This window comes from Rhizorhabdus dicambivorans (assembly GCF_002355275.1).
GTDB classification, from domain to species: Bacteria; Pseudomonadota; Alphaproteobacteria; order Sphingomonadales; family Sphingomonadaceae; genus Rhizorhabdus; species Rhizorhabdus dicambivorans.
In genome coordinates this window covers 4927129-4950732 of sequence record NZ_CP023449.1, presented here as the reverse complement: position 1 = coordinate 4950732, position 23604 = coordinate 4927129, and the positions used below count along the sequence as shown (strand labels likewise).

The window sequence follows — 23604 nt, the reverse complement described above, 5'->3', positions numbered from 1 at the left end:
GAACGGACGGGACGGGCGGCGGGGAGAGGGGTGGCGGTGCCCTATTTGATGAACAGCATCGCCATATTCTGTTCGGAAAGGCTCGCCACGCCGTCGCGGTTGACGTCGGCCATGTCGAACAGGCCCAGCGGACGCGCCACCGCCTCGGCCTGGCTCACCCGGCCGTCGCCATTGGTGTCGCATTTGTCGAACCAGCCGCGCCCGATGCGGGTGAGGCCCCGGCCCTGGTCGGGCTGGGCGTTCTGGATTTCGCGATAGCGCTCGAACTCCTGCGGACTGACCGTGCCGTTCCGATCGGTGTCCATCTGGGCGAACTGCTTCTTGGCGACGCTGATCACCTCGGCCCGGGTGATGGGTCGCTCGCCGAGCTGGAGCGCGGCCTGGGCGGTGCCGGCGCCGGCGACGACAAGCATAAGCGAAGCTGCGAACATCAATCTCTTCATCGGTCCGTATCCCAAATTGTCAGCGGGGCATTGGCCGGGATCAACTGACCGAGGCGTGAATGGGTTTCACCGCTGCCGGATGACGCCCAGCTGGAAGTCGAAGAGGATGCGCACCCATACGCCCATCTGGGGCTTGCCGCCGATCCGGGGCGGCCGGACGCGGAATTGCCAGGAGGCCTGGCGAAGCGCGCCCGCCAGCCCCGATCCGCTGGGCGATTCCCCCATTTCCTGGCAGTCCTCGACACGGAAGGCCGGGGCGGTGCGACAGGCGATCATGGCCCAGCCGGCCTGGCTCCTGCCCTTCAGGTAGAAGGCCATCTCGGCGGTGGTCGGCTCGCGATACCAGTCGGCCGGGTAGAGCTTCTCGCCTCCGGGGCCTTCCCCCGGCCCCTGCGCCACCTCGCTGCCGCCGCCGCCGTTGCCCGTGGCGGCGTCGGCCTGCTGCGGACGGATATTGGCGATGTCGCTCGCGCGGAACTGGTCCGAGGTCATCAGGATCATGTTCGGGGGCAACTGGGGCACCGGGACGGGCGTCTGCGGCTGCGGCACCGGCTCGGTCCGGCGGCGGGGCGCATCGGATCGGGCGGCCGGCTTGGGCGCTGGCTACTCCGAATAGGACATCAGCGGGAAGCTTTTCAGTTCCGGCGCGATCCGGCGTACCATGTCCGGGGCCAGCGACAGCAGCAGCAGGAAGCCCAATATATGGACGACCGCCATCGCCGCCATGCCGATGGCCCGGCGCCTCAGCAGATCGTGCCGGCCCGGGGACGGCCCTTGCGCGGGGGGCGGCTGCATCGCTGCGTCTGACGGCCTGCCGGTTGAACGCGCGTTGAACGGTTCGAACGCGTTCAGCGCGCGTCGATCAGTTCGTCGCCGCCGAGCGACTGGTAGAGGGTGACGAGGTTCTGCGCCTTGAGCAGCCGGGTCTGGGCGAGGCTGCGGGCGGCGCCATAGGCGGTGCGCTGCGCGTCGAGCAGGTTGAGATAGGGATCGACTCCCTCGCGGAAGCGGGCATTGGCCAGGAACAGGGAATCGCGCGCGGCGGCGTCGAGCCGGGTGCTGGCGGCAAGCTGCCGATCGATCGTCGCGCGGCGGGCGAGCGCGTCGGCAACGTCGCGGAAGGCCGACTGAATCGCATTCTGGTAGGTGGCGAGGGCAAGGTCGCGTTGCGCCCGGGAATAGCGCAGGTTTCCGAGATTCGCGCCGCCATCGAAGATCGGCAGCGTGGCGGACGGCGCGACGCTCCAGTTGAACGCGCCATTGTCGAATAGGCTGGATAGCGCGCTGCTGGCAAAGCCGGCGAGCGCGGTGAGGCCGATGCGCGGGAAGAAGGCCGCGCGCGCGGCGCCGATCCGCGCATTGGCGGCGCGCAGCCCATATTCGGCCTGTACCACGTCCGGCCGGCGCAGCAGGATCGACGAATCGAGCCCGGCCGGCGCTTCGGCGAGCGTGCCGTCCAGGCTTTCGATCGAGGCCGGCAACAATTCGTCGGCCACCGGCGCGCCGACCAGCAGCTCCAGCGCGTTGCGGTCCTGGGCCACCGCCGTTTCGAGGCTGGCCTCATCGGCCTCGGCCTGCGACAGCACCGTTTCCGCCTGGCGCAGGCTGGTGCGCGGGGCGACGCCGCCCTGAAGCAGGGCCCGGGTCAGTTCGACACTCCTGGCCGCGCTTGTCCGCGTATCGCGCGCGACAGCCAGCAGGCTGCGGTCGGCGGCGAGCGTCAGCCAGGCATTGGCGACGCCGGCGACCACGCTCAGCTTCGTGCCCCGCCGGGCGGCATCGGTGCCGAGATACTGGTTGAAGGCGGCGTCGTTCAGGCTGCGCAGCCGGCCGAACAGGTCGATCTCCCAGCTGACGCCCAGATTGGCGCTGTAGCTGGTGCGCCGGCCGCCCGTGCCTCCGCCGCCGGCATTCCCGTTGCCGATATTGCCGCGCGTCGCGTTCGAGGAGTCCCCCGTCGTAACGCCGGCATTGGCGTCGAGCTGGGGCAGCAGGTCGGCACGGGTGACCGTCACCAGCGCACGCGCCGATTCGACATTGGCGAGCGCCGCCTTGAGGTCCTGGTTGTTGGCCAGTGCCTGGTCGATCAGCGTGGCAAGGCGCTGATCCCGGAAGACGTCGCGATAACTGAGCGAGGCGGGGGCCGGCTCGGCGGTCTGGCCGGCGTCGGGCAGCGCGGCCGGGATCGCGGGGGTTGGGCGCTTGTAGGCGGGCGCGAGGCTGCAGGCCGGCAGCGCCAGCACCGGCAGCAGCAGGACGGCGCGGCGGATCATGGTGCGGCCTCCGCCATCGGCGGCTGGGCATGTTTCTTCTTGCCGAACAGCTTGCGCACCAGGACGAAGAATATCGGCACATAGAAGATCGCGAACAGCGTGGCGGTCATCATCCCGCCAAGCACCGCCGTGCCGATCGCGTTGCGGGCGCGGGCTCCGGCCCCGGTCGAGATGGCGAGCGGCAGCACGCCGAACATGAAGGCGAAGCTGGTCATCAGGATCGGCCGCAGGCGGATGCGTGCCGCCTCCAGCGCGGCTTCGACCGCCGTCTTGCCCTCCTTCTCGGCCTGCTCCGCGAACTCGACGATCAGGATGGCGTTCTTGGCGCTCAATCCCATGGTGGTGACCAGGCCGACCTGAAAGAAGATGTCGTTCTCCAGCCCGCGCAGGGTCACCGCCAGCGCGGCCCCGATCAGGCCGAGCGGGATGACCGCGACCACCGCGAGCGGGATCGACCAGCTCTCGTAAAGCGCGGCGAGGCACAGGAAGACGACGAGCACCGACAGCCCATAGAGGATCGGAGCCTGTCCGCCCGAGAGCCGCTCCTGATAGCTGAGTCCCGACCAGCCTATCGAGGTGCCCGGGATCTCGGCGGCCATCTCGGAAATCCGCTCCATCGCGTCGCCCGAGCTTTTGCCCGGCCCGCCCTGGCCCGAGATGGTGAAGTTGGGCACGCCGTTGAAGCGGGTCAGGACATTGGGAGCCTGCGCCCAGTGGATCGTCGCGAAGGCCGAGAAGGGGATCATCCGCCCGCTGCTCGAGCGGACGTGCCAGCTCGCCAGATCCTCGGGGCGGCTGCGGAAGGCAGTGTCGCCCTGCACATAGACGCGCTTGACCCGCCCGCGATCGACGAAGTCGTTGACGTAGAGGCCGCCCCAGGCGGCCGTCAGCGTCTGGTTGACGGCCGCCTGGCTGATGCCCAGCGCGCCTACCCGTTCGTTGTCGATGTCGACCGTCAGGGTCGGCGTGTCCTCCAGCGTGTTGAGGCGGACATTGGCGAGGTCGGGATCGGCGGCGGCGGCGGCGAGCAGCTGGTCGCGGCGCGCCTTGAACTCCTCACGGCTGAGATTGCCGCTGTTGAGCAATTCCATCGAGAAGCCGGTCGATTGGCCGAGGCCGGGAATCGACGGCGGCGTGAGCACGAAGATCTGCGCATCGCGGATCGAGGACAGCCCCATCGAGGCGCGGCGCGCGACTTCGGCGGCGCTGTTCTCCGCTCCCTTGCGCTCGTCCCACGGCGCGAAGCGAAGGAAGCCACGGCCGGTGTTCTGGCCCTGTCCGGCGAAGCTCGCGCCGGCGAGCATATAGGTGTTGGCGATATTCCGGGGTTCGTGCTTGGCGAGATAATCCTCGACCTCCCGAATCACCTTGTCGGTGCGGTTGATGGTGGCGCCGGGGGGAAGGTTGAACTGCAGCTGGGCGATGCCCTGATCCTCGTTCGGGACGAAGCCGGTCGGCAGGCGCATGAAAGCGAAGACCAGCGCGACGACGACCAGCACGAACAGGATCAGGGCCTGGCGGGTATAGCCGAACAGTCTGGAAACCGTTTCGCGATAGCGATCCGAAACCCGTTTGAACCAGCTGTTGAAGCGCTCGCCAAGGCCATAGGCCCGACCGACGAAACCGCCCCGTGCGATCTTGGCCTGCTTGTCGGATCGCTTGAGCAGCGATGCGGCCAGGGCCGGGGACAGCACCAGCGCGACCAGCACCGACAACGCCATGGACGAAACGATGGTGATCGAGAATTGGCGGTATATCACGCCGGTCGATCCGCCGAAGAACGCCATCGGCAGGAACACGGCGGACAGGACGAGCGCGATCGCGACGAGCGCCGTGTTGATCTCGCCCATCGACTTGATCGTGGCTTCGCGCGGCGTGATGTCGGGGTCCTCCTCCATCACCCGCTCGACATTCTCGACCACGACGATCGCGTCGTCGACGAGCAGGCCGATGGCAAGCACCAGGCTGAACAGGGTCAGCGTATTGATCGAGAAGCCGGCCGCCGCGAGCACGCCGAAGGTGCCGAGCAGCACGACGGGCACCGCGATCGCCGGGATCAGAGTCGCGCGCCAGCTCTGCAGGAAGATGAACATCACCAGCACGACCAGCAGGATCGCCTCGAGCAGGGTGATGACCACTTCCTCGATCGACAGCTTGATGAATGCCGTCGCGTCGTTGAGGAACTGGTGCTTGTAATATGCCGGGAAGCGGGTCGAGGCCTCCTCGACATAGGCGCGGACCAGCTCGGACGTCTTGAGCGCGTCGGCACCGGGCGCGAGCAGGATCGCCATGCCGGCGCCGGGATGCCGGTTGACCCGGCCGATGACGTTGTAGTTCTCGCTGCCCAGCTCGACCCGGGCGACGTCCTGGAGCAGCACGCGCGCGCCGTCGCCCTGCGGCTTGACGATGATCTTGTTGAACTGGTCGACCGTCGTCAGCCGCGATCGGGAGGTGACGATCGCGTTGAGCATCTGCTTGTCGGAGGACGGCACGCCGCCGATCTGGCCGGCCGCCACCTGCGCGTTCTGCGCCTGGATTGCCGAGATGACGTCGTCGGGCGTCAGTCCGACCCCCGACAGCTTGTAGGGATCGAGCCAGATGCGCATCGCATAGGGGGCGCCGAAGACGTTGAGGTCGCCGACGCCGGGAATGCGGCCGATACCGTCCTGCAGGTTCGAGATCAGATAGTCGGCGATGTCGCGGTTGGTGGAACGGTCGCTCTCGTCATAGAGCGAGACGACCATCAGAAAGTCGCTGTTGGACTTGGTGACGACCAGACCCTGCTGCTGCACCTGCTGCGGGAGCCGGGGAAGCGCCTGCTGTACCTTGTTCTGCACCTGGACCTGGGCGATGTCGGGATCGACGCCCTTGTCGAAGGTCACGGTGATGTCGGCGCGTCCCGCCGAGTTCGAGCTGGACGAGAAATAGAGCAGCCCGTCGATACCGGTCAGCTGCTGTTCGATGATCTGGGTGATGTTCGATTCGATCGTCTCGGCCGAGGCGCCCGGATAATTGGCGCGGATGTTCACCGAAGGCGGAGCGATATTGGGATATTGCGAAACCGGCAGGCTCACCAGGCCGCCCGCACCGAGCAGCATGATGATGATCGCGATGACCCATGCGAAGATGGGACGATCGATGAAGATGCGCGAGATCATCGATCCGGCTCAGCCGGCCCTGGCCTGGCCGCCCGGCTTCTTCGGCAGCGGTGGCGACCCCGCCGGTACCGGCCGGATCGGCTGATCGGGCTTGATCTTGCCCAGCCCCTCCACGATCACCCTGTCCCCGGCCTTGAGGCCGGCGGTCACCAGCCATTTGTCGCCGACCGTGCGGTCTGCGGTGACGGGGCGCAGCTCGGCCTTGTCGTCCTTGCCGACCAGTATCACCGTCGCCTGGCCTCTGGGATTGCGGGTCAGGCCAGCCTGGGGGACCAGGATCGCCTCCCGCGCCGTGATTTGCGACAGGACGGCGCGAACATACATGCCGGGCAGCAGCAGCCCGTTCGGATTGGGGAAGCGCGCGCGCAGGGTGACGGTGCCGGTGGCGGGATCGACCATCGCCTCGGCGAACTCCATCCGGCCTTTCAGTGGATAATCGCTGCCGTCTTCCAGCCTCAGACTCACCGTGGCGGCCGACGGCATCGCGCCCCCGCCCGCAAGCTGGCGGCGCAGCGCGAGCAGATCGGCGCTGGACTGCTGTACGTCGACGAAGATCGGGTCGAGCCGCTGGATCGTGGTCAACGGATCGGCCTGGCCGGCGGTGACGAGCGCGCCGGTGGTGACCAGCGACCGGCCGATGCGGCCGGTGATCGGGGCCGGGACATTGGTGAAGCGCAGGTTGATCCGCGCGGTTTCCACCTGGGCCGCATTCTGTGCCACTGCGGCGTTTGCCTGCTTCGCGGCGGCGGCGGCATCGGTATAGTCCTGCTTGCTCACCGCCTCGATCTGGGCCAGCGGGCGGAAGCGGTCGGCGCGCGCCACGGCGGCCTCGCGCTGGGCACGGGCATTCTGCAGGTTCGCAGCGGCCTGGTTGAGCGCTGCCCGGTAGAGGCTGGGATCGATCTGGTAGAGCGTCTGGCCGGCGCGGACGAGGCCGCCTTCCTCGAACAGCCGCGCCTTGATCACGCCGGTCACCTGGGGGCGGACCTCGGAGCTTTCATAGGCGGCGGTCCGGCCCGGCAACTCGATATAGAGCGGCACGGCTTCCGTTCTTACGACAATGAAGCCGGCTTCGGGCGGGGGCGGCTTGGGCTTGTCCTTCGAGCAGGCCGCCAGTGCACAGATGGCCAGGACAAGTCCGCTGCTGCGGGCGACTGCAGGGAATTTCATCCGATGACCTTCGCGAACCGCGGCGAGCATATGTTGCTGCTACCCGTACCGACCAGTCAAAACAATCACTGGCGTTCGCGGTTGCGAAGTTTTTTGCGTGTCAAAACTGTAATATTACGGGCTCCTTCCCCCCGAATCCGGGAGGAAGGCTGCCGCAGTGCAATATCAAAGGGTCAGCGACAGACCCGGACGCGCTGATGGCGGTGCCATTCGGTCCAGCAGTGCACACGGTGACGGCCCCAGTGGCGACGGCGATCCCAGTGACGTCCACGATCCCAATGGCGATCGCGGTGCCAGCGCCGATCATGATCCCAACGGCGATCGTCGCGGTCATCCCAGCGGTCGCGCGCTTCGGCCGTGCCGCTGACGCCCAGGGTCGCGACCGCCAGGCCGATGGCGGCGAACATCGTCTTGATTTTCATCATCCTTCTCCTCTCGCCCAGCCCCGCGGGTGATCGAAGAATAAGCGGCGCCAGCCTTAGCTTCGCTGAACGGGGGCTTCATCGGCCGTACAGGAAAACGGGTTCCGCCTTCGGAACGTGTACGTAATAATGCGGCATGGTCCGAGTCGCGGGGCGGGCGCATGGCTCGGCGGTTCGTGCTGGAGGGGTGCGCGGGATGCTGATCGAGCGTCGGGAGATGTTGCGCGGCGGGCTGCTGCTCGCGGGCACGGGGCTGCTGCCCTCCGCGCTGTGCGCCGCGCCGGCCGGGAAGCGCTACGGCATGATCGAGATATCGGCGAGCGGCATGACCGTGTCGGTCTATCAGCTCAGCCGGGAGATGCTGGGCGGCGACAGCGGCATGTCGGGCTTCGAGCGGCTTGCGCCGAAACGCGACGGGGAACCCTATTCGGTGCTGGCCAGCCCGCTCGAATCGGGCACCGACGAGCAGGCGGCGATACGGACGGTCGATCTCGTCGCCGATCATATCGCACGGCTGAAGGCCGATCGCGGCGTCGCCGACCAGGACCTGACGATCGTGGCGTCGAGCGGGGTGGCGAGCTTTTCGGCGCCGTTGCTCGCGATCATCCGCGATCGGCTCGCGGGCCGCACCGGCCACCGCATCGACGTGGTTTCGCCCCGCGACGAGGCGCGGCTGGCCTTCGACTGGATCGTGCCGCGCCGCCGCCGTGGGGACGTGCTGCAGCTCGATATCGGCAGCGGCAACACCAAGGGCGGCTATTATGACCGCCGCGGCCGCAACGCCCATTATATCGACATGTCGGTGCCCTATGGCACCAAGACGATGGCCGGTGCGGTGAAGTTCCGTTTCCCAGCCGCGCGGACCTATGATTTCGGGCAGCATGCCGACAGCTTCTATGCCGACACCGTGGCGCCGCTGTTCCAGCCGCAGCTCCAGGCGGCGCCGGCGACGATGTCGATGCCCAGCGTGTTCCTGACCGGCGGCATCGTCTGGGCCACGTCGGTGATCCTCTATCCCCAGGCGATGGCCGAAAGGCGCAGCTGGGTCGCGCTCCAGCCCGGTGATTTCGCGCGGCTCGGCAAGCTGATCGCCGATGGGACGCCCTATGGAGCCGGCCTGCCCGCCACCCTCTCGCCCGAGCATCGCGCCGTCGTTACGAAGACGCTCAGTGCGATCCGCAACACCTTCAATCCGCACCAGCTGGCGGCGGGGGCCTCGCTTGCCGACGGCGTCGCGCGCCAGTTCGATTTCGCGCGCCGCAGGACGCTGCTGTTCCCGACCTTCGCGAACAATGGGTGGATATCGCAATATCTGATCGAGAAGTTCGTCGACGGGCGGATCGCGCAGGTCGCGTGACAAATGGGGAGAGGGGCCGGGCCATGCCGAACAGGATCGCCATCCACACCCTGCGCATGATCGCACTGCCGCTGGCGGGCTTGCTGCTGGGCGCGGCGGGGCCGCAGGACAGGCTGGCCAATTTCAGGGAGCGCGTCCTCGCCACCCACAATGCCGAACGGGTTCGCATCGGTGTTCCGCCCCTCGTCTGGAGCGATGCGCTGGCTTCCAACGCGTCCCAATATGCCGTGCACCTTTCGAGGCTGCCGGTGCTGGAACATGATGCGTCGCTCGATGTCGAGGGCGAGAATCTGTGGCGCGGCACCAAGGGCGCCTATTCGCCCGAGGACATGGTGACGCTGTGGATCGACGAACGCCGCGTGTTCGTGAACAAGCCCTTCCCCGAAGTCAGCACCACCGGCGATATCGAGGATGTCGGCCACTATACCCAGCTCATCTGGCGCTCGACGGCGCTGGTCGGCTGCGCGGTCGCCGATGCGGGGGAGGATGAGGTGATGGTCTGCCGCTATATGGAAGGCGGCAACGTCATGACCGAGATGACCTATTAGATGGAAGCGCGGTGCCGGCCCGCTCCCCCACCCAACCTCCCGACATGGTATTCTGATCGGGAGGTTGGGTGGGGGAGCGGGCCGGCACCGCCCGTTTCAGCTCTGCTGAAACCCGGTCAATCCACATCCTCGACCTCGACCGTCTCGCCCGTCACGCGCTGCGACAGGGCGGCGGCCATGAAGCGATCGAGGTCGCCGTCGAGCACGTCGGAGGGCGCGGTCGAGGTGGTGCCCGTGCGCAGATCCTTCACCATCTGATAGGGTTGGAGGACATAGGAGCGGATCTGGTGTCCCCAGCCAATCTCGGTCTTGGCGGCATAGCCGGCCATTGCCTCGGCCTCGCGCTTCTGCAGCTCCTGCTCGTAGAGCCGGGCCTTCAGCTGCTTCATCGCCTCGGCCTTGTTTTTATGTTGCGATCGCTGGTTCTGGCAGGCGACGATGATCCCGGTCGGCACATGGGTGATGCGCACCGCCGAATCGGTGGTGTTGACGTGCTGCCCGCCCGCGCCCGAGGAGCGGTAGGTGTCGATCTTCAGGTCCTTCTCGAGCACCTCGATATCGATGTCGTCGTCCACCTCGGGATAGACCCAGACGCTGGCGAAGCTGGTATGGCGCCGCGCGGCCGAGTCATAGGGGCTGATCCGCACCAGCCGGTGAACGCCGCTCTCGGTCTTGGCATAGCCATAGGCATTCTCGCCGCGCACCAGCAGCGTCGCGGATTTGATGCCCGCCTGCTCGCCGGCGTGGTAGTCGATCAGCTCGACCTTGTAGCCGTGGCGCTCGGCCCAGCGGCTGTACATGCGCTGGAGCATCCCGGCCCAGTCCTGGCTTTCGGTGCCGCCGGCACCCGAATTGACCTCGATATAGGTGTTGTTGGCGTCGGCCTCGCCCGCCAGCAGCGCGCCGATCTTGTCCTTCTCGGCCCGCTCGGCCAGCGCCGCCAGCGCGGCGACGCCATCGTTCACCAGGCCCTCGTCACCCTCGGCCTCGGCCATCTCCATCAGCTCGACGGTGTCGTCGCGCTCCTGCTCGATCGACTTGACCGCCGAGATCGCCTCGTCGAGCCGGCGGCGTTCGCGCATCACCTCCTGCGCGGCCTTGGCGTCGTCCCACAGCTTGGGGTCCTCGACCCGGTTGTTGAGCTCGTCGAGCCGGCGCAGCGCGCGGTCCCAGTCCAGGAAGCGGCGGACGAGCGCCATCGCCTGGTTGATCTGATCGACACTGGCTTGCGCTTCGGCGCGCATAACGAATTCCTTCTCGAACGCGATGTGGAGAGCGAACCACATCAATCCCGTCATGCTGAACTTGTTTCAGCATCCACCGGGCCACAGGAGCGACGCTCGGGTTGAAGAGTGGATGCTGAAACGGGTTCAGCATGACGGCAATTCTGATGCCGCCGCCCTAGTAAATTCCGTCCTGGCTTTGCAAGAACTCGCTGTCGGTGGTCGCGCGGCGCGCGGGGGCGGCGCGCTTCGCGATTTCGTCGCGGCGGATGGTGCGGCGCGGCTCGCTCTCGGGCTTGAACGCTTCCCATATGACCGAGCTGTAATAGCTGCCGTCGGGCCAGGCGCCGAACACGCGGCGGCCGGTCTTGCGATCGATCCGGATCATGCGGACGCCCGCCGGGGCCTGGAAGGGGACGACGTCCATGTCCTTCATCGCCTTGCCGGCGAAGCTGCGGAAGATCGGCGCGGCGATCGTGCCGCCTTGCGCGTAACCGCCCATCGAGCGCGGATTGTCGTAGCCGAGATAGAGGCCGCCGACCATGTCGGCCGATCCACCGACGAACCAGACATTGGTGGGGCCCGACGAGGTGCCGGTCTTGCCGAACATCGGGCGGCCGAGATCGCGCAGCACGGTCGCGGTGCCGCGTTCGACCACGCCCTCCATGATGTGGAGCATCTGATAGGCGGTCATCGGATCGATCACCTGGCGCGAGCGAAGGCGTGGGCGCGGCATCGGCTTGCCGTCATATTTGGCCATGTTGCAGCCCTCGCAGGGGCGCTTGTCGGCACGCCAGATCAGCTTGCCGTTACGATCCTGCACATAGTCGATCAGCGTCGGCGTGAGGGCCCGGCCCTGGTTGGCGAACATCGAATAGGCATTGACGATGCGCAGCACCGTCGTCTCCCCGGCGCCCAGCGAATAGGCGAGATAGGGCGGATAATCGCCGATCCCCATCGCCTTGGCGGTCTTGACGACCTTGTCCATGCCGATCTGGCTGGCGGTGCGCACCGTCATCAGGTTGCGCGATTGTTCGACACCCCAGCGCATAGTCTGCTGGCCGGCATTCTCGCCCGAGAAATTCCGGAAGCATTTCTGGCCGAGCCGAGCCGACTGGAACACGCAGAAGGGGCCATCGATGATGATCGAGGCCGGGGTCATGCCGTTGTCGAGCGCGGCGGCATAGACGAACGGCTTGAAGGTGGAGCCGGGCTGCCGCATCGCCTGGGTAGCCCGGTTGAACGAGGAGCCGCGCGAATCGAAGCCGCCCTGCATCGCCAGCACCTGGCCGGTATGCGGGTTCTGGACGACCATGCCGCCCGAGATGTTGGGGATGCTGCGCAGGGAGAAGGCGTCGCCTTCGCGCCGCACGACGATGACGTCGCCGGCCTTCAGGAAATCGAAGGCGCGGCCGCCGATCCCCGCCTTGGGCATCGTCGCCCCCCAGCTGGGCAGAACGCCCCTGGTGCCATTCTCGAAGCCGATCTCGGCCTGTGATCCGCTCTTCGACAGGACCACCGCCGGATACCAGTTGGCATAGCCGGCGCCGACATTGAGCGCGGCAAGGTCGCGCGCCCAATTGCCGTCGACATCGACCTTGCCGAGCCGCCCGCGCCAGCCGGCCGCCGCCTCGAAGCGCACCAGCCCGTCGCGCAGCGCACCCTCGGCCGCATCCTGGACCTTGCCGTCATAGGAGGTGCGGATCCACAGGCCGCCCGAATAGATGCCGTTGGGGCCGTCCGTCGCGGTCTGGCCGTATCGCTCGATCAGCTGGCGGCGGACCTCCTCCATGAAATAGCCGCCGACGCTGGGCCGCGGCGCATAGCGCGGCACGATCCCCAATGGCGCGGCGGCGGCGGACTGGCGCTGTTCCTCGGTGATGAAGCCATTCTCGGCCATCTGGTGGAGGACGTAGTTGCGCCGGTCCAGCGCGCGCTCTGCGTGGCGCTCGACCGTGTAATTGGACGGCGCCTTGGGCAGGATCGCCAGATAGGCGATCTCGGGCAGGGTCAGCTCGCCGACATCCTTGCGGAAATAGGCGCGGCTGGCCGATTGCACGCCATAGGCGTTGCGGCCGAGGAATATCTGGTTGAGGTACAGCTCCAGGATCTGCTGCTTGGTCAGCGCGTCCTCGATCCGGAAGGCCAGGATCGCCTCGCGCACCTTGCGCGCGATCGAATAGTCGTCGCCGACGATCAGGTTCTTGGCGACCTGCTGGGTGATGGTCGATCCGCCCTTGGCGCGGCGGCCGCTGCCGAACTTGGTCGCATAGTCGACCACCGCGCCGGCGAGGCCGCCGATGTCGATGCCCGGGTGGCTGAAGAAGGTCTTGTCCTCGGCCGAGATGAAGGCGTTGATCAGCAGCGGCGGATATTCGCCATAGCTCAGCTGAACCCGCCGCTCGCGGGCGAAATCGGCGATCGGCTCGCCATCGCGGTCGCGGACATTGGTGGGGAGCGGCGGCTGATAGGCGAGCAGGGCATCGGCCGAAGGCAGGCCGCGCGCGAAGAAGAACCACAGCAGCAGCCAGAAAAGGGCGAGCGACCAGAACAGATAGCCCGACCAGCGCCAGACCCGGAACTGCTTGAGATGGCGCGTATGATCGCGCCATTCGCGGATCGGGATATGGAGAGAGGGCAGTTTCGGCACGGCGGCGCTCTACTCCAGATCGTCATTCCCGCGAAAGCGGGAATCCACGGTCACGGCCCGCAGGAGGCTCAGCAGTGCCGCCGTCCATGGATTCCCGCTCTCGCGGGAATGGCGATGGAGAGGGCCCTCCACTATTCTCCCGCCAGCCGTCTCGCGAAATGGATCTCCACCGCCCGGCGCACTCCGCTGGCGATGTTGCGGCGATATTCCTTGGACAGCAGCAGCGCGAGATCGTCGTCATTGGAGATATAGCCGGTCTCCAGCAGCACCGAGGGTACGTCGGGCGCCTTCAGCACGATCAGTCCCGCGAAGCGATGGGCGTCGTCCTTGAAGTGGATGGTCGGGGCCATTTCGCGCTGGAGGAGTGCCGCGAACTGCGAGGAGATGTTCATCGTCTCGCGCTGGGCGAGGTCGAGCAGGATCGAGGAAACCTCATTGTTCTCGCCGCCGAGATCGACGCCGTTGAGGATATCGGCGCGGTTCTCCTTCGCGGCGAGCTGGGCCGCCACCCGGTCCGATGCGACCTCCGACAGGGTGTAGATGCTGGCGCCGCGCGCCGCGCGGTTCTCCGCGCTGTCGGCATGGACCGAGATGAACAGGTCCGCCTTCAGCCGTCTCGCTATCTCGCGCCGTTCGCCGAGGACCAGGAAACGGTCGGTGTTGCGGGTGAGCGCGACGCGCACCCGGCCCGAGGCCACCAGTTCGTCGCGGATCGCCTGGGCGATGCCCAGCGCCACGTCCTTCTCGCGATAGCGGCCATCGGCGGATTGCGAGCCCGGATCATGGCCGCCATGGCCGGCATCGATCACCACCAGCGGCCGGTTGCTGCCGCGCGCGCCGGTGACGGCGGGGACCGGCAGCGGGCGGGGCGGATCGAGCGGGACGGTGATGCCGCCCCGCTGCGCGGCCTTCGGATCGACCGGCTTGTCGTTGAGCCCGAACAGCTGCCGGCCCCTGCGCACCGCGCGGGCGAACAGGCTCTCGGTGACGGGCTTCAGCGTCAGCGTCAGCGAGAGATGATCGGCCGAGAAGCTGGCATCGCCGACGATCGCCGACCGGTTCAGCTCGAACACCACCCGCGCGGTGTTGGGATCATATTGGCCATGGCGGGTGGAGGCGATCATCCCGCCCGATGCGGCGATCCGCCCCATCCGCGCGCCGGGCAGATCGACCGCGATGCGCTGAGGGCCCGTTAGCATGAAGGCTGAGGCGGTCGCGACCGGCTTGTCGAATCGCATCGTCACGCTCGACGCGCCGATCTCGATCGCGCTCACCATCGCCGCGCTGGCCGTGCCGGGAAGCGACAGCAGCAGCAACAGGAGCAGGATCGGGCCGTTGTTCCAGCCGAAACGCAGACTATATCGTGATCCTGGCAAGTCGGCCCCGCGTACCCGGTCCGCCCCGAAACGGGGGCAGCTTCCGATATTTATCCAAAGCCGCGGCGCGCTTGTCCAGTCATGGTGATGCTTGCCCCGATGTCATTCGGATGCTAGCAGTTTTTGTCCGGAAGTCGGCCGATCCTCGTTCGAACGAGAGTCACAGCGCCGTCCCGGCCTATCCGCCGCCATTTGGCGACGGCGTAACAGGTTGACGATCGCATGAGTCATTTTTCGCCCCGATCCCTCCGCTGCCGATTTGTCGGCAGCGCGTGGGGCGAGGCCGCTTTTCCGGCGCGTCGCGCCGGAGGTGACGATGCGACGGCTGCGCACACCATCTTTTCACCTTCGATGACGTTTCCGGGCGGAACGCGGCTTGCCGCGCCACCCGGCGACACATCCACATCATATCGCGCGACGTGGCCCGGCCGTGCTGCCGGCCCCCGCGCTTGGAGAGCTTTTAATGACCACCCGCATGCTTATCGACGCACGCCACCGGGAGGAAACCCGCGTGGCTGTCGTCCAGGGGAACCGGATCGAGGAATTTGACTTTGAGTCCGCAGAGCGGAAGCAGCTCAAGGGAAATATCTATCTCGCCAAGGTAACGAGGGTCGAACCGTCGCTTCAGGCGGCGTTCGTCGATTATGGCGGCAACCGCCACGGTTTCCTCGCCTTCTCGGAAATCCACCCGGACTATTACCAGATCCCGAAGGAGGATCGCGAGGCGCTGCTCCGCGAGGAGGCCGAGCATGCCGCCGAGGAAGAGGCGCTCCGCGCCCGCGAGGCCGACCATGATGATGACGCCGATGTGATCGAGGGCGAGGCCCATGATCATGACGAGCATGATCATGACCACGAGCATGGTGACGAAGAGGACGCCCCCCGGCCCCGCCGCGAATCGGTCGGCGGCGGTTCCGATGACGGCGCGGTCGAGAATCTCCGCCAGCGGCGGATGAGCCTGCGCCGCCGCTACAAGATCCAGGACGTGATTCGCCGGCGCCAGGTGCTGCTGGTCCAGGTCGTCAAGGAAGAGCGCGGCAACAAGGGCGCTGCCCTCACGACCTATTTGTCGCTGGCCGGCCGCTATTGCGTGCTGATGCCGAACACCAGCCATGGCGGCGGCATCAGCCGCAAGATATCGAACGCGGCCGACCGCAAGCGGCTCAAGTCGATCATGACCGAGCTGAACCTGCCGCGCACGATGGGCTGCATCGTTCGCACCGCCGGCCTCCAGCGCACCAAGACCGAGATCAAGCGCGATTTCGACTATCTCGCCCGGCTGTGGGACGAGATTCGCGAGAACACGCTGAGCTCGTCGGCGCCCGCCCTGATCTATGGCGACAGCGACCTGATCAAGCGGGCGATCCGCGACATCTACAACCGCGACATCGACGAGGTGATCGTCGAGGGCGAGGAGGGATACCGCCAGGCGCGGCAGTTCATGAAGCTGCTGATGCCGAGCCACGCCAAGAAGGTGGGGCTCTATGCCGATGCGGTGCCGCTGTTCCAGCGCTTCGGCGTCGAGGACCAGTTGGCGGCGATGTACCAGCCGGTCGTCCAGCTCAAGTCGGGCGGCTATCTGGTGATCAATCCCACCGAGGCGCTGGTGTCGATCGACATCAACTCGGGTCGCTCTACGCGCGAGCATAATATCGAGCAGACCGCGACCGCGACCAACCTGGAAGCGGCGCACGAGATCGCCCGCCAGCTTCGCCTGCGCGACATGGCGGGTCTGATCGTCATCGACTTCATCGACATGGAGAACAACTCCAACATCCGTAAGGTCGAGAAGGCGATGAAGGAGGCGCTGAAGAACGATCGCGCCCGCATCCAGGTCGGCCGCATCTCCAGCTTCGGCCTGTTCGAGATGAGCCGCCAGCGCCTGCGCACCGGCGTGCTCGAGGCGTCGACCCGCCAGTGTCCGCATTGCGAAGGCACCGGGCTGGTTCGCACCGCGTCTTCCGCGGGCCTGTCGGCGCTGCGCATGCTCGAGGACGAGGCCGCGCGCGGCCGCGGTTCGCGCCTGATGCTGCGGGCAAGCCAGGAAGCGGCCCTTTATGTGCTCAACCGCAAGCGCGCCGAACTGGCCGAGATCGAGGATCGCTATGGCGTGGTCATCGAGATTCTCTCCGACGGCACGCTGGAAGGCGCGCGGATGAGCGTCGAGGCCGGCGGTCCGCCGCCGAGCCATGCGCCGCGCCTGCCGGCGCCGCTGCCGATCGAGGCCGATGACGATATTCTCGACGACGAGATCGAAGAGGAGGAGATCGAGGCCGAGGACGAGGAGGCCGAGGGCTCCGAGGATGGCGAGCGTGGGGATGGCGGCCGAGGCCGTCGCCGCCGTCGTCGTCGCCGTCGTGGCGGTCGTGGCCGTGATCAGGAAGGCCAGTCCGAGTCCGGCGAGGGTGCCGAAGAAGGCGAGGCTGACGAGCCGGGCGAGACCGGTGAGGAGGCCGAGCCGGCCGATGCCGAGGAAGGCAATGGCGAGGCCCGTCGCGGCCGTCGCCGGGGTCGTCGCTCGGGTCGTCGTCGTGGCGGCAATGGCGAGGGTGTCGAGGGCGCCGAGCCGACGCCGGCCGAGGCCGCCGAGGCGATCATGGCCGAGGAACTCCCCGCCGCTGCCACCGCACCGGTTGAGGACGCGCCCGCCGAAGAGCCCGCGCCCAAGGCCCGTCGCCGCCCGCGTGCCCGCAAGGCCGATCCGGTCGTCGAGGCCGCGCCCGTAGCCGAGGAAGCTCCGGCCGAGCCGGTTGCCGAAGCGGCAGAGGCCGAGCCGGTCGCCGAGGCCAAGCCCAAGCGGACCCGCCGCAAGAAGGCCGATGCCGCTCCTGAGGCGGCGGAAGCTCCGGCCGCCGAGCCGGCTCCGGCCGAGCCCGTCGCCGAAGAGGCGCCCGCAGCGGAAGCCCCTAAGCGCCGCCGCTCGCGTGCCAAGGCCGCTCCGGCCGAGGCCGTTGAGACCGTCGTCGCGGAAGCGGTGGCCGAAGCGGCTGCCGAGCCCGCCGAATCCGCCGAGGAGGATGAGGGCGGCACGCCGCGCCGCGGCTGGTGGCAGCGGACGTTCGGCGCCTGAGCATGACGGACGGGCCTCGATCGGCGGGGCCCGTCCCGTGCTTCACGCGGGGTTCAGTCGTACCATGCAAGCCATGACCAGCATGGGGAACGCCATCCTGTCGCCGCTCCGTCCGGGCCGCCTGCTGCGCGGCCTGGCCGTGCTGCTGCTGTCGGTTTCACTGATGGCGCAGCCGGTCGCGGCGCAGTCGATCCTGCGCGATGCCGAGACCGAGGCCTTTCTGAAGGAGATATCGGCGCCGCTGGTCGCGGCCGCCGGCCTCCAGCCCGGCAATGTCGACATCATCCTGGTCGGCGACAAGAGCATCAACGCCTTCGTCGCCGGGGGGCAGGCCGTCTATATCCATAGCGGCCTGATCGAAACCGCCGACAACACCAATGAGATCCAGGGCGTTATCGCCCATGAGCTGGGCCATATCACCGGCGGCCATATCATCCGCTTCGGCGAAGGCGCGCGCGGCGCGACCGGCATCACCCTATTGTCGCTGCTGCTGGGCGCGGCGGCAATGGCCGCCGGGTCCGCCGATGCCGGCATGGGCGTGATCATGGCCGGCCAGCAGGCCGCGCTCGGCAAGTTCCTTGCCTTCAACCGGGTGCAGGAGGCGAGCGCCGACGCCGCCGGGGTCGGCTTTCTCGAGAAGGCCGGCATTTCGGGCGAGGGGATGCTCAGCTTCTTCCTGAAGCTTCGGAAGGAGGAGTATCGCTACACTTCCACCTATGCCGAGGCGGATCCCTTCATGCAGACCCACCCGATGTCGGGCGAGCGCGAGGCCGCCTTGTCGGGGGATGTGCTGAAATCGCCTGCCTATCGCAACAAGACCGATCCGGCGCTGGAGGCGCGCTTCAAGCGGATCAAGGCCAAGCTGATCGGCTATATGGACGATCCGACCACCGCGCTGCGCAAATATCCCGAGAGCGACCGCAGTGCAGCCGCCCATTATGCGCGGGCCTATGCCTGGCATCGTGGCGCCTATCCCGACAAGGCGGCGGAAGAGGTGGCGAAGCTTGTCGCATCGGCCCCCGACGATCCCTATTTCCGAGAACTGCAGGGCCAGATACTGCTCGAATCGGGCAAGCCGAAAGAGGCGCTGGCGCCGCTGCGAATGGCGGTGAAGGGATCACGCGGTTCGCCGCTGATCTCCTCGCTGCTCGGCCATGCGCTGCTCGCCACCGAGGATAATGACAATCTCGCCGAGGCGCGCGACGTGCTGAAGGTGGCGGTGGCGCGCGATCGCGAGAATCCCTTCGCCTGGTACACGCTCGGCATGGCCTATGCGCGTCTCGGCGACGAGCCGCGCGCCCAGCTCGCCACCGCCGAGCGCTACGCGCTGATCGGGAATACGCGGCTGGCCATGGCCAGCGCGGAGGCGGCGATGGCCCGCATCCCGCGCGGCACCCCCGATTATATCCGTGCCGAGGACATCGCGCTGTCCGCGCGCGCCGAGGCAAGCGACAAGAAGAGGCGATGAACATCCGCGAATTCATGCAGCGGCGCAGTCGGCTGGCTGTCTCCATCGGCGCCGGATCGGCGATCCTGTTCGGGATCGGCGCCGCCTGGCTGACCCACCGCCACGCCGCGCCCCAGGCCGGCAACAAGGCCGAGATCGAAGCCGTGGTGCGCGACTATATTCTCGCCCATCCCGAGATCATCCCGCAGGCGATCGACCGCTTGCGCGACCGGCAGAGCCGCGATGCCTATGCCCAGAACAAGGCGGCGCTGGAAACGCCCTTCGCCTCGGCCTGGGCGGGTGCAGAGAAGGGCGACGTCACCCTGGTGATGTTCACCGATTATGCCTGTGGCTATTGCCGGACCAGCCTGCCCGACATCGACCGGCTGATCGCCGGTGACAAGAAGCTCCGGGTGGTGTGGCGCGAGATGCCGATTCTGGGTCCGGGCAGCGAAATCGCGGCCAAGGCCGGCCTGGCCGCCGCTCGGCAGGGCGAATTCCAGACCTTCCACCAGCGCATGTTCGCCACCGGCCAGCCCAATGGCGACAAGGTCTCGGCCGTGCTGCGCTCGATGCCGCTCGACCTTGCCCGTATCCAGCGCGACCTGGAGGGGCCGGAGGTGATGGCCGAACTTCGCCGCAACATGGAGCTGGCTGGCCGCATCGACCCGAATTTTGCTACCCCGACCTTCGTGGTCAACGGGCAGATGCTGAAGGGTGCCGTGGGGTATGACGCGCTGAAGCAGGCCGTCGCCGACGCCCGGGAGCGGGCAAAGGCCTGAGCCGCCGACGATCCGTCCCCACGCGTCGCGCAGGGAGGACCTCAAAACTAACCCTTGACCACGCCCTCGATCGTCGCGGTCGCAGGGTGATGCTTGTCGAGATGGCGCTTGATGATCCGCAGATTGCGGCTGTTCGATCGGAAGAAGAAGTCGGGGATCGCACCGATCCAGGGAATGGCGCCGAGCAGCAGATCGACGCCGACATTGCCGAACATCCGCGCCATCTGCCATTTCGACATGCCGAGGTTGCGGGCTTCCCAGGCCAGCCAGCTGCCCATCACCGCGCCCACCGCCGGGCCGACGACGGGCACGAGATCGAGCAGGACGTCCAGCCCGATCGGCTTGTTGATGCCGGGCAGAACGAACATCCGTTCGAGCAGCCCTTCCATTGCCTCGATCCTTCGCCGGATCGAGGCCGCGTCACGGCCCATGCCGGGCATGCGATCCGCGAGGCCATCGAAATTGATGGTGCCGGGGCGTTTCACATCGTCATTTCGAGCGTTCATGACACCTCAGCGCATCAGCGGCCATTCTGGTTCCCGATGAGGGGGGGCAGCGGGTGGACGGCACGCGGGTTCAGCCGGAAACCGGGGAGATCGGGCCGGGCGAGCGACCAGCGCACCGGTTGCGCGATCGGAATGAACGGGGCGATGGCGGCGAGCCGCTGCTCCGCTTCGGCGATCATCCGGGCGCGCAGCGCGGGATCGGTGGCGGCACGGGCGATTCCGAACGCCTTGTCGGCCTCCTCGCTGCACGGCCGCCCGCGTGCGCAGAGGAACCACGAGAGATACCAGTCGGCCTGGTCGGCGGGGGCGACCTCGTCGATCAGCCGCAGGTCGGCGCCGTCGGTGGCGCGGACCCGCACCGCATCCACGCCGATCGCCCGCCATTGCCGCCTGACATGGGCGAATATCATGGTGGAGCCGGGCCCGTCGGGCATCGCCACCTCGATCCGCACCGGTCCGCTGCCCGGCTGCTGCGATTGCCAGATGCTCACGATCCGCCGCGCCGTCGCGACCCGGCGCAGGAAGGCCTGCTGATCCGAGCCGCGGACATTGGCGAAGGCCTGCGCCCAGAAGGGCCGGCTCGGCTCGGCCAGGTCGGTGAGGCCGGGTGGCAGGATCGCCTGGGCGGGCCGCCAACCGGGTACCCCTAGCGCCGCGCCGAGAGCGGCGCGATCGAGCGCCATCGACAAGGCCTGCCGGATCTCGGGGGCCATGGCGGGGGACGAGGTGCGGCCGACGCGGAAGCCGAACAGGCCGTTGGCGGGATCGATCTGGATGACGCGAGGGGGAAGATCGGCGACGCGCGCATAGATGAAGTCGTTATATCCGCCGCCCGTCACCAGGGAGAGTTCGCCCTGGCGGAAACGTGCCACCGCGAGCGCGGCGCGCTCCCCGCGCAGCCGGATGCGGCGCTCGGCCAGCGCCCGGCCCTTGTCGTCGTCGGCCAGCATGGCGACCGGCTTGGGGCGCAGCACCGTCACCCGGCCCACTTTCCCTTCGATCAGCAGAGGTCCGCTGCCCTGCCCGCGGATCGGCAGGGTGAAGCCCGGCCCTGCGAGCAGGGCCAGCAGTTCGGGCCGTGGCGCCGACAGGCGGAGTTCGATCACCTCTGGCGTGACCGCGATGATCTCGCGCACCGCCTCCAGCCCCGCGGCGGGATTGGCCGCGGCCTGCCGGCGGAGCAGCCGGCGGAGCTGCGCGACCACGCGATCGGCGTCGGCCAGTTCATGGTCAAGCCGGAAGGTATAGTAGAGCCCATCGTCCGAGATCGCCCAGCGGATCGCTAGGCCGGGCTCGATCTGCGCGCCGGCGTTGAGCCGCACCAGCCCCTGGGCGGTTGCGCCGAGCAACGCGGCATCGGCCTGTCGCGGCGTTCCCCCGGCCGGATCGCGCAATTTCGTCTCGCGTCCGATAACGCTGACGCTCACCTGACCCTCGCGATCGCCGCGGCCGCAGCCGGCGAGCGGCAGCGTCAGGCATAGCGTTATGGCAAGGAGGCGTTTCATCGCAGGCTCAATGTCCGGCTCGGATGGACGTTAGCCGGATTGTCGTGCCAGCCCGTCACGCGCGGCGCAACCAGCGCGCGGCTTACATAATGATAAAGTGGGATAAGCGGGGCATCGCCGATCAGGATCGCCTCGGCCGAGCGCATCGCGCGGGCGCGCGCCGCCGGATCGGCGGTTGCCATCGCCCGCTCGAGCGCCCTGTCGAAGGCGGGGCTGGCATAGCCCGAATAGTTGAGCGCGCCGGCATCGGAACGGTGGACGGCGAGATAATTCTCCGGCGCGGCGACATCGCCGATCCAGCCCGATCGCGCGAAGGCGAAATCGCGGCGGCGCAGACTCGCGAAATGGAGCGAGGCCTCGCTGTTGAGCAGATGCGCGTCCACGCCCAGCGGGCGCCACATGGCGGCCATCGCCACCGCCACCCGGCGATGATCGGCATCGCTGTTGAAGCGGATGTCGAAGTTCAGGCGATGCTCCGGCCCATAGCCCGCCTCCCGGAGCAGGCGCCGTGCCTCGGCCACCTGCCGCGCGCGGGGCCAATCGGCCCAATCCGGACGAAAGGCGCCGGGCGCACCGGCCACGGCGGGCGGGATCACGCCCCATGCCGGCCGGGTGCCGAGCCCGATCAACCGTTCGGCGATCCAGCGCCGGTCGATCGCCATCGTCAATGCCCGGCGTACGCGGATGTCGTCGAAGGGGGGGCGGGTTGTGTTGAAGACGAAATAATAGCTGCCGTTATAGGGTGCGACATGCGCGGAGCCGGGTTTGCGCCGGGCGATCCAGGACAGCCGGGTCTGCGGGAAATCGTTGCTGAGATCGGCCTCGCCGGCCGCGAAGCTCCGCAGTGCCGTCAGCCGATCGGTGACGGGGCGCCATTCGACCTCGGCGATCGGCGCCGCGCCGCCATGCCAATGCGGATTGCGGGCGAGGCGCAGCCGTTCGTTGAGCCGCCATTCGGTCAGCCGGTAGGCTCCGGACGAGACCATCGGCCGTTCCCCCGTCCAGCCATCGCCGAGCGCGGCGATGCGATGGATGGGGAGCGCGGCCATCGACGGCAGGGCGAGCAGTTCGGGCAGCGACGGCATCGGCGTGCGCAGCGTGACGAGAACCGCGTCGCCCTGCGCGGCGACGCTGTCGATATCCGCGAACAGCGATGCGTTGGGGGAGGCGGTGATATCGTCGCGCAGCCGGTCGAACACGGCGGCGAAGGTGGCCGGCGCGATCGCCGTCCCGTCCGAGAAGCGGAGCCCGGGGCGCAGCGGAAAATGCCAGCGCAGCCCATCGGGCGACACGCTCCAGCCGGTGGCGAGGCCGGGCTCGACCTTCCCCAGCCCGTCGATCCGGGTCAGCCCTTCGAACTGGTCCTGCGCGATCCGCGTGGTGGCGAGGTCCGATCCCTTCTGCGGATCGAGGCTCTTCACCTCGTCGTCGGCAAGGCGGACCAGCCGATCGGCGGGCAGCGGCGCGCGGGGGCCGTTGTTGCAGGCTGCAAGCAGCAGCAGAAGAGGGAGGAGGATCCGTCGCATCGGTATGACGATGTGGCCTGAGGGGCGCGTCGGGCTCAACCCCCTTTCGTCGCTCCTGCGAAGGCAGGAGCCCATGTCTGTCTCCTCTTGCGCTGGTCATCGCGGAGGTGAGAGACATGGATTCCTGCCTTCGCAGGAATGACGGGAG

Annotated in this window: 18 protein-coding genes; 5 read left to right on the top strand and 13 right to left on the bottom strand. The window is 67.7% G+C overall.

The annotated features are described in order from the left end of the window. Positions 1–41: 41 nt before the first annotated feature. The 7 genes from CMV14_RS23310 to CMV14_RS23285 all read right to left on the bottom strand — a co-directional run bounded on the left by CMV14_RS23310 (position 42) and on the right by CMV14_RS23285 (position 7466). Positions 42–443 carry an EF-hand domain-containing protein gene (locus CMV14_RS23310; protein ID WP_066968723.1) on the bottom strand — a complete coding sequence of 134 codons (402 nt, stop codon included), beginning with the start codon at positions 441–443 and terminating at the stop codon, positions 42–44. A gap of 66 nt (positions 444–509) precedes the next feature. Continuing rightward, the gene (locus CMV14_RS23305) at positions 510–992 is read right to left on the bottom strand and encodes a hypothetical protein (protein ID WP_238147130.1); all 483 of its coding nucleotides are present in this window, start codon (positions 990–992) and stop codon (positions 510–512) included. A 54-nt stretch (positions 993–1046) separates the two neighbouring features. After that, a complete protein-coding gene (locus CMV14_RS27255; RefSeq protein WP_238147129.1) occupies positions 1047–1238 on the bottom strand; it encodes a hypothetical protein in 192 nt (63 codons plus the stop codon). A gap of 53 nt (positions 1239–1291) precedes the next feature. After that, positions 1292–2716: an efflux transporter outer membrane subunit gene (locus tag CMV14_RS23300; RefSeq protein ID WP_066968725.1), complete on the bottom strand. Its 1425-nt coding sequence runs from the start codon at positions 2714–2716 to the stop codon at positions 1292–1294. Beyond that, positions 2713–5874 carry an efflux RND transporter permease subunit gene (locus CMV14_RS23295; protein ID WP_066968727.1) on the bottom strand — a complete coding sequence of 1054 codons (3162 nt, stop codon included), beginning with the start codon at positions 5872–5874 and terminating at the stop codon, positions 2713–2715. Before CMV14_RS23295 ends, CMV14_RS23300 begins: the two co-directional genes overlap by 4 nt. A 9-nt stretch (positions 5875–5883) precedes the next feature. Then, a complete protein-coding gene (locus CMV14_RS23290) occupies positions 5884–7074 on the bottom strand; it encodes an efflux RND transporter periplasmic adaptor subunit (protein ID WP_066968729.1) in 1191 nt (396 codons plus the stop codon). Between the two features lie 143 nt (positions 7075–7217). After that, on the bottom strand, positions 7218–7466 hold the full coding sequence (locus CMV14_RS23285; protein ID WP_096367880.1) for a hypothetical protein: 249 nt from the start codon (positions 7464–7466) through the stop codon (positions 7218–7220). A 136-nt stretch (positions 7467–7602) separates the two neighbouring features. Here CMV14_RS23285 and CMV14_RS23280 point away from each other — a divergent pair, with 136 nt between their 5' ends. Next, on the top strand, positions 7603–8823 hold the full coding sequence (locus CMV14_RS23280) for a hypothetical protein (RefSeq protein WP_139114782.1): 1221 nt from the start codon (positions 7603–7605) through the stop codon (positions 8821–8823). Between the two features lie 23 nt (positions 8824–8846). Next, positions 8847–9371, top strand: a complete 525-nt coding sequence (locus CMV14_RS23275) for a CAP domain-containing protein (RefSeq protein WP_066968735.1) — start codon at positions 8847–8849, stop codon at positions 9369–9371. 116 nt (positions 9372–9487) lie between these two features. On the opposite strand, the gene prfB is transcribed toward CMV14_RS23275, so the two are convergent. The 3 genes from prfB to CMV14_RS23260 all read right to left on the bottom strand — a co-directional run bounded on the left by prfB (position 9488) and on the right by CMV14_RS23260 (position 14620). Beyond that, the gene (prfB, locus tag CMV14_RS23270) at positions 9488–10615 is read right to left on the bottom strand and encodes a peptide chain release factor 2 (RefSeq protein WP_066968750.1); all 1128 of its coding nucleotides are present in this window, start codon (positions 10613–10615) and stop codon (positions 9488–9490) included. A gap of 157 nt (positions 10616–10772) precedes the next feature. After that, positions 10773–13244, bottom strand: coding sequence for a penicillin-binding protein 1A (locus tag CMV14_RS23265; protein ID WP_066968738.1), 2472 nt, complete (start codon positions 13242–13244; stop codon positions 10773–10775). A 131-nt stretch (positions 13245–13375) separates the two neighbouring features. Continuing rightward, positions 13376–14620: an N-acetylmuramoyl-L-alanine amidase gene (locus tag CMV14_RS23260; protein ID WP_238147127.1), complete on the bottom strand. Its 1245-nt coding sequence runs from the start codon at positions 14618–14620 to the stop codon at positions 13376–13378. Between the two features lie 463 nt (positions 14621–15083). Here CMV14_RS23260 and CMV14_RS23255 point away from each other — a divergent pair, with 463 nt between their 5' ends. The 3 genes from CMV14_RS23255 (at position 15084) to CMV14_RS23245 (ending at position 19919) form a co-directional block, all read left to right on the top strand. Beyond that, positions 15084–17690 carry an Rne/Rng family ribonuclease gene (locus CMV14_RS23255; RefSeq protein WP_096367819.1) on the top strand — a complete coding sequence of 869 codons (2607 nt, stop codon included), beginning with the start codon at positions 15084–15086 and terminating at the stop codon, positions 17688–17690. A 73-nt stretch (positions 17691–17763) separates the two neighbouring features. Then, a complete protein-coding gene (locus CMV14_RS23250; protein WP_408014352.1) occupies positions 17764–19158 on the top strand; it encodes a M48 family metalloprotease in 1395 nt (464 codons plus the stop codon). After that, positions 19155–19919 carry a DsbA family protein gene (locus CMV14_RS23245; RefSeq protein ID WP_066963559.1) on the top strand — a complete coding sequence of 255 codons (765 nt, stop codon included), beginning with the start codon at positions 19155–19157 and terminating at the stop codon, positions 19917–19919. The genes CMV14_RS23250 and CMV14_RS23245 overlap by 4 nt, the downstream gene beginning before the upstream one ends. A 47-nt stretch (positions 19920–19966) precedes the next feature. Here the strand turns inward: CMV14_RS23245 and CMV14_RS23240 are convergent, their stop codons facing one another. From CMV14_RS23240 to CMV14_RS23230, 3 genes are all read right to left on the bottom strand, one after another. Next, positions 19967–20359, bottom strand: coding sequence for a DUF4112 domain-containing protein (locus CMV14_RS23240; RefSeq protein ID WP_066963844.1), 393 nt, complete (start codon positions 20357–20359; stop codon positions 19967–19969). Positions 20360–20439: 80 nt separating this feature from the next. Further along, positions 20440–21930: an ABC transporter substrate-binding protein gene (locus CMV14_RS23235; RefSeq protein WP_066963562.1), complete on the bottom strand. Its 1491-nt coding sequence runs from the start codon at positions 21928–21930 to the stop codon at positions 20440–20442. Next, entirely contained in the window at positions 21927–23456 is a 1530-nt protein-coding gene (locus CMV14_RS23230; RefSeq protein WP_066963565.1) for a peptide ABC transporter substrate-binding protein, read from the bottom strand. Before CMV14_RS23230 ends, CMV14_RS23235 begins: the two co-directional genes overlap by 4 nt. Between the last annotated feature and the right edge of the window lie 148 nt (positions 23457–23604).

Excerpts from the sequence above, each read along its gene's own strand:
- CMV14_RS23310 (WP_066968723.1), bottom strand. The coding sequence starts at position 443 with ATGAAGAGATTGATGTTCGCAGCTTCGCTTATGCTTGTCGTCGCCGGC.
- CMV14_RS27255 (WP_238147129.1), bottom strand. The coding sequence starts at position 1,238 with ATGCAGCCGCCCCCCGCGCAAGGGCCGTCCCCGGGCCGGCACGATCTG.
- CMV14_RS23300 (WP_066968725.1), bottom strand. The coding sequence starts at position 2,716 with ATGATCCGCCGCGCCGTCCTGCTGCTGCCGGTGCTGGCGCTGCCGGCC.
- CMV14_RS23295 (WP_066968727.1), bottom strand. The coding sequence starts at position 5,874 with ATGATCTCGCGCATCTTCATCGATCGTCCCATCTTCGCATGGGTCATC.
- CMV14_RS23290 (WP_066968729.1), bottom strand. The coding sequence starts at position 7,074 with ATGCTCGCCGCGGTTCGCGAAGGTCATCGGATGAAATTCCCTGCAGTC.
- CMV14_RS23285 (WP_096367880.1), bottom strand. The coding sequence starts at position 7,466 with ATGAAAATCAAGACGATGTTCGCCGCCATCGGCCTGGCGGTCGCGACC.
- CMV14_RS23280 (WP_139114782.1), top strand. The coding sequence starts at position 7,603 with ATGGTCCGAGTCGCGGGGCGGGCGCATGGCTCGGCGGTTCGTGCTGGA.
- CMV14_RS23275 (WP_066968735.1), top strand. The coding sequence starts at position 8,847 with ATGCCGAACAGGATCGCCATCCACACCCTGCGCATGATCGCACTGCCG.
- prfB (WP_066968750.1), bottom strand. The coding sequence starts at position 10,615 with ATGCGCGCCGAAGCGCAAGCCAGTGTCGATCAGATCAACCAGGCGATG.
- CMV14_RS23255 (WP_096367819.1), top strand. The coding sequence starts at position 15,084 with ATGACCACCCGCATGCTTATCGACGCACGCCACCGGGAGGAAACCCGC.
- CMV14_RS23250 (WP_408014352.1), top strand. The coding sequence starts at position 17,764 with ATGACCAGCATGGGGAACGCCATCCTGTCGCCGCTCCGTCCGGGCCGC.
- CMV14_RS23245 (WP_066963559.1), top strand. The coding sequence starts at position 19,155 with ATGAACATCCGCGAATTCATGCAGCGGCGCAGTCGGCTGGCTGTCTCC.
- CMV14_RS23240 (WP_066963844.1), bottom strand. The coding sequence starts at position 20,359 with ATGCCCGGCATGGGCCGTGACGCGGCCTCGATCCGGCGAAGGATCGAG.
- CMV14_RS23235 (WP_066963562.1), bottom strand. The coding sequence starts at position 21,930 with ATGAAACGCCTCCTTGCCATAACGCTATGCCTGACGCTGCCGCTCGCC.
- CMV14_RS23230 (WP_066963565.1), bottom strand. The coding sequence starts at position 23,456 with ATGCGACGGATCCTCCTCCCTCTTCTGCTGCTGCTTGCAGCCTGCAAC.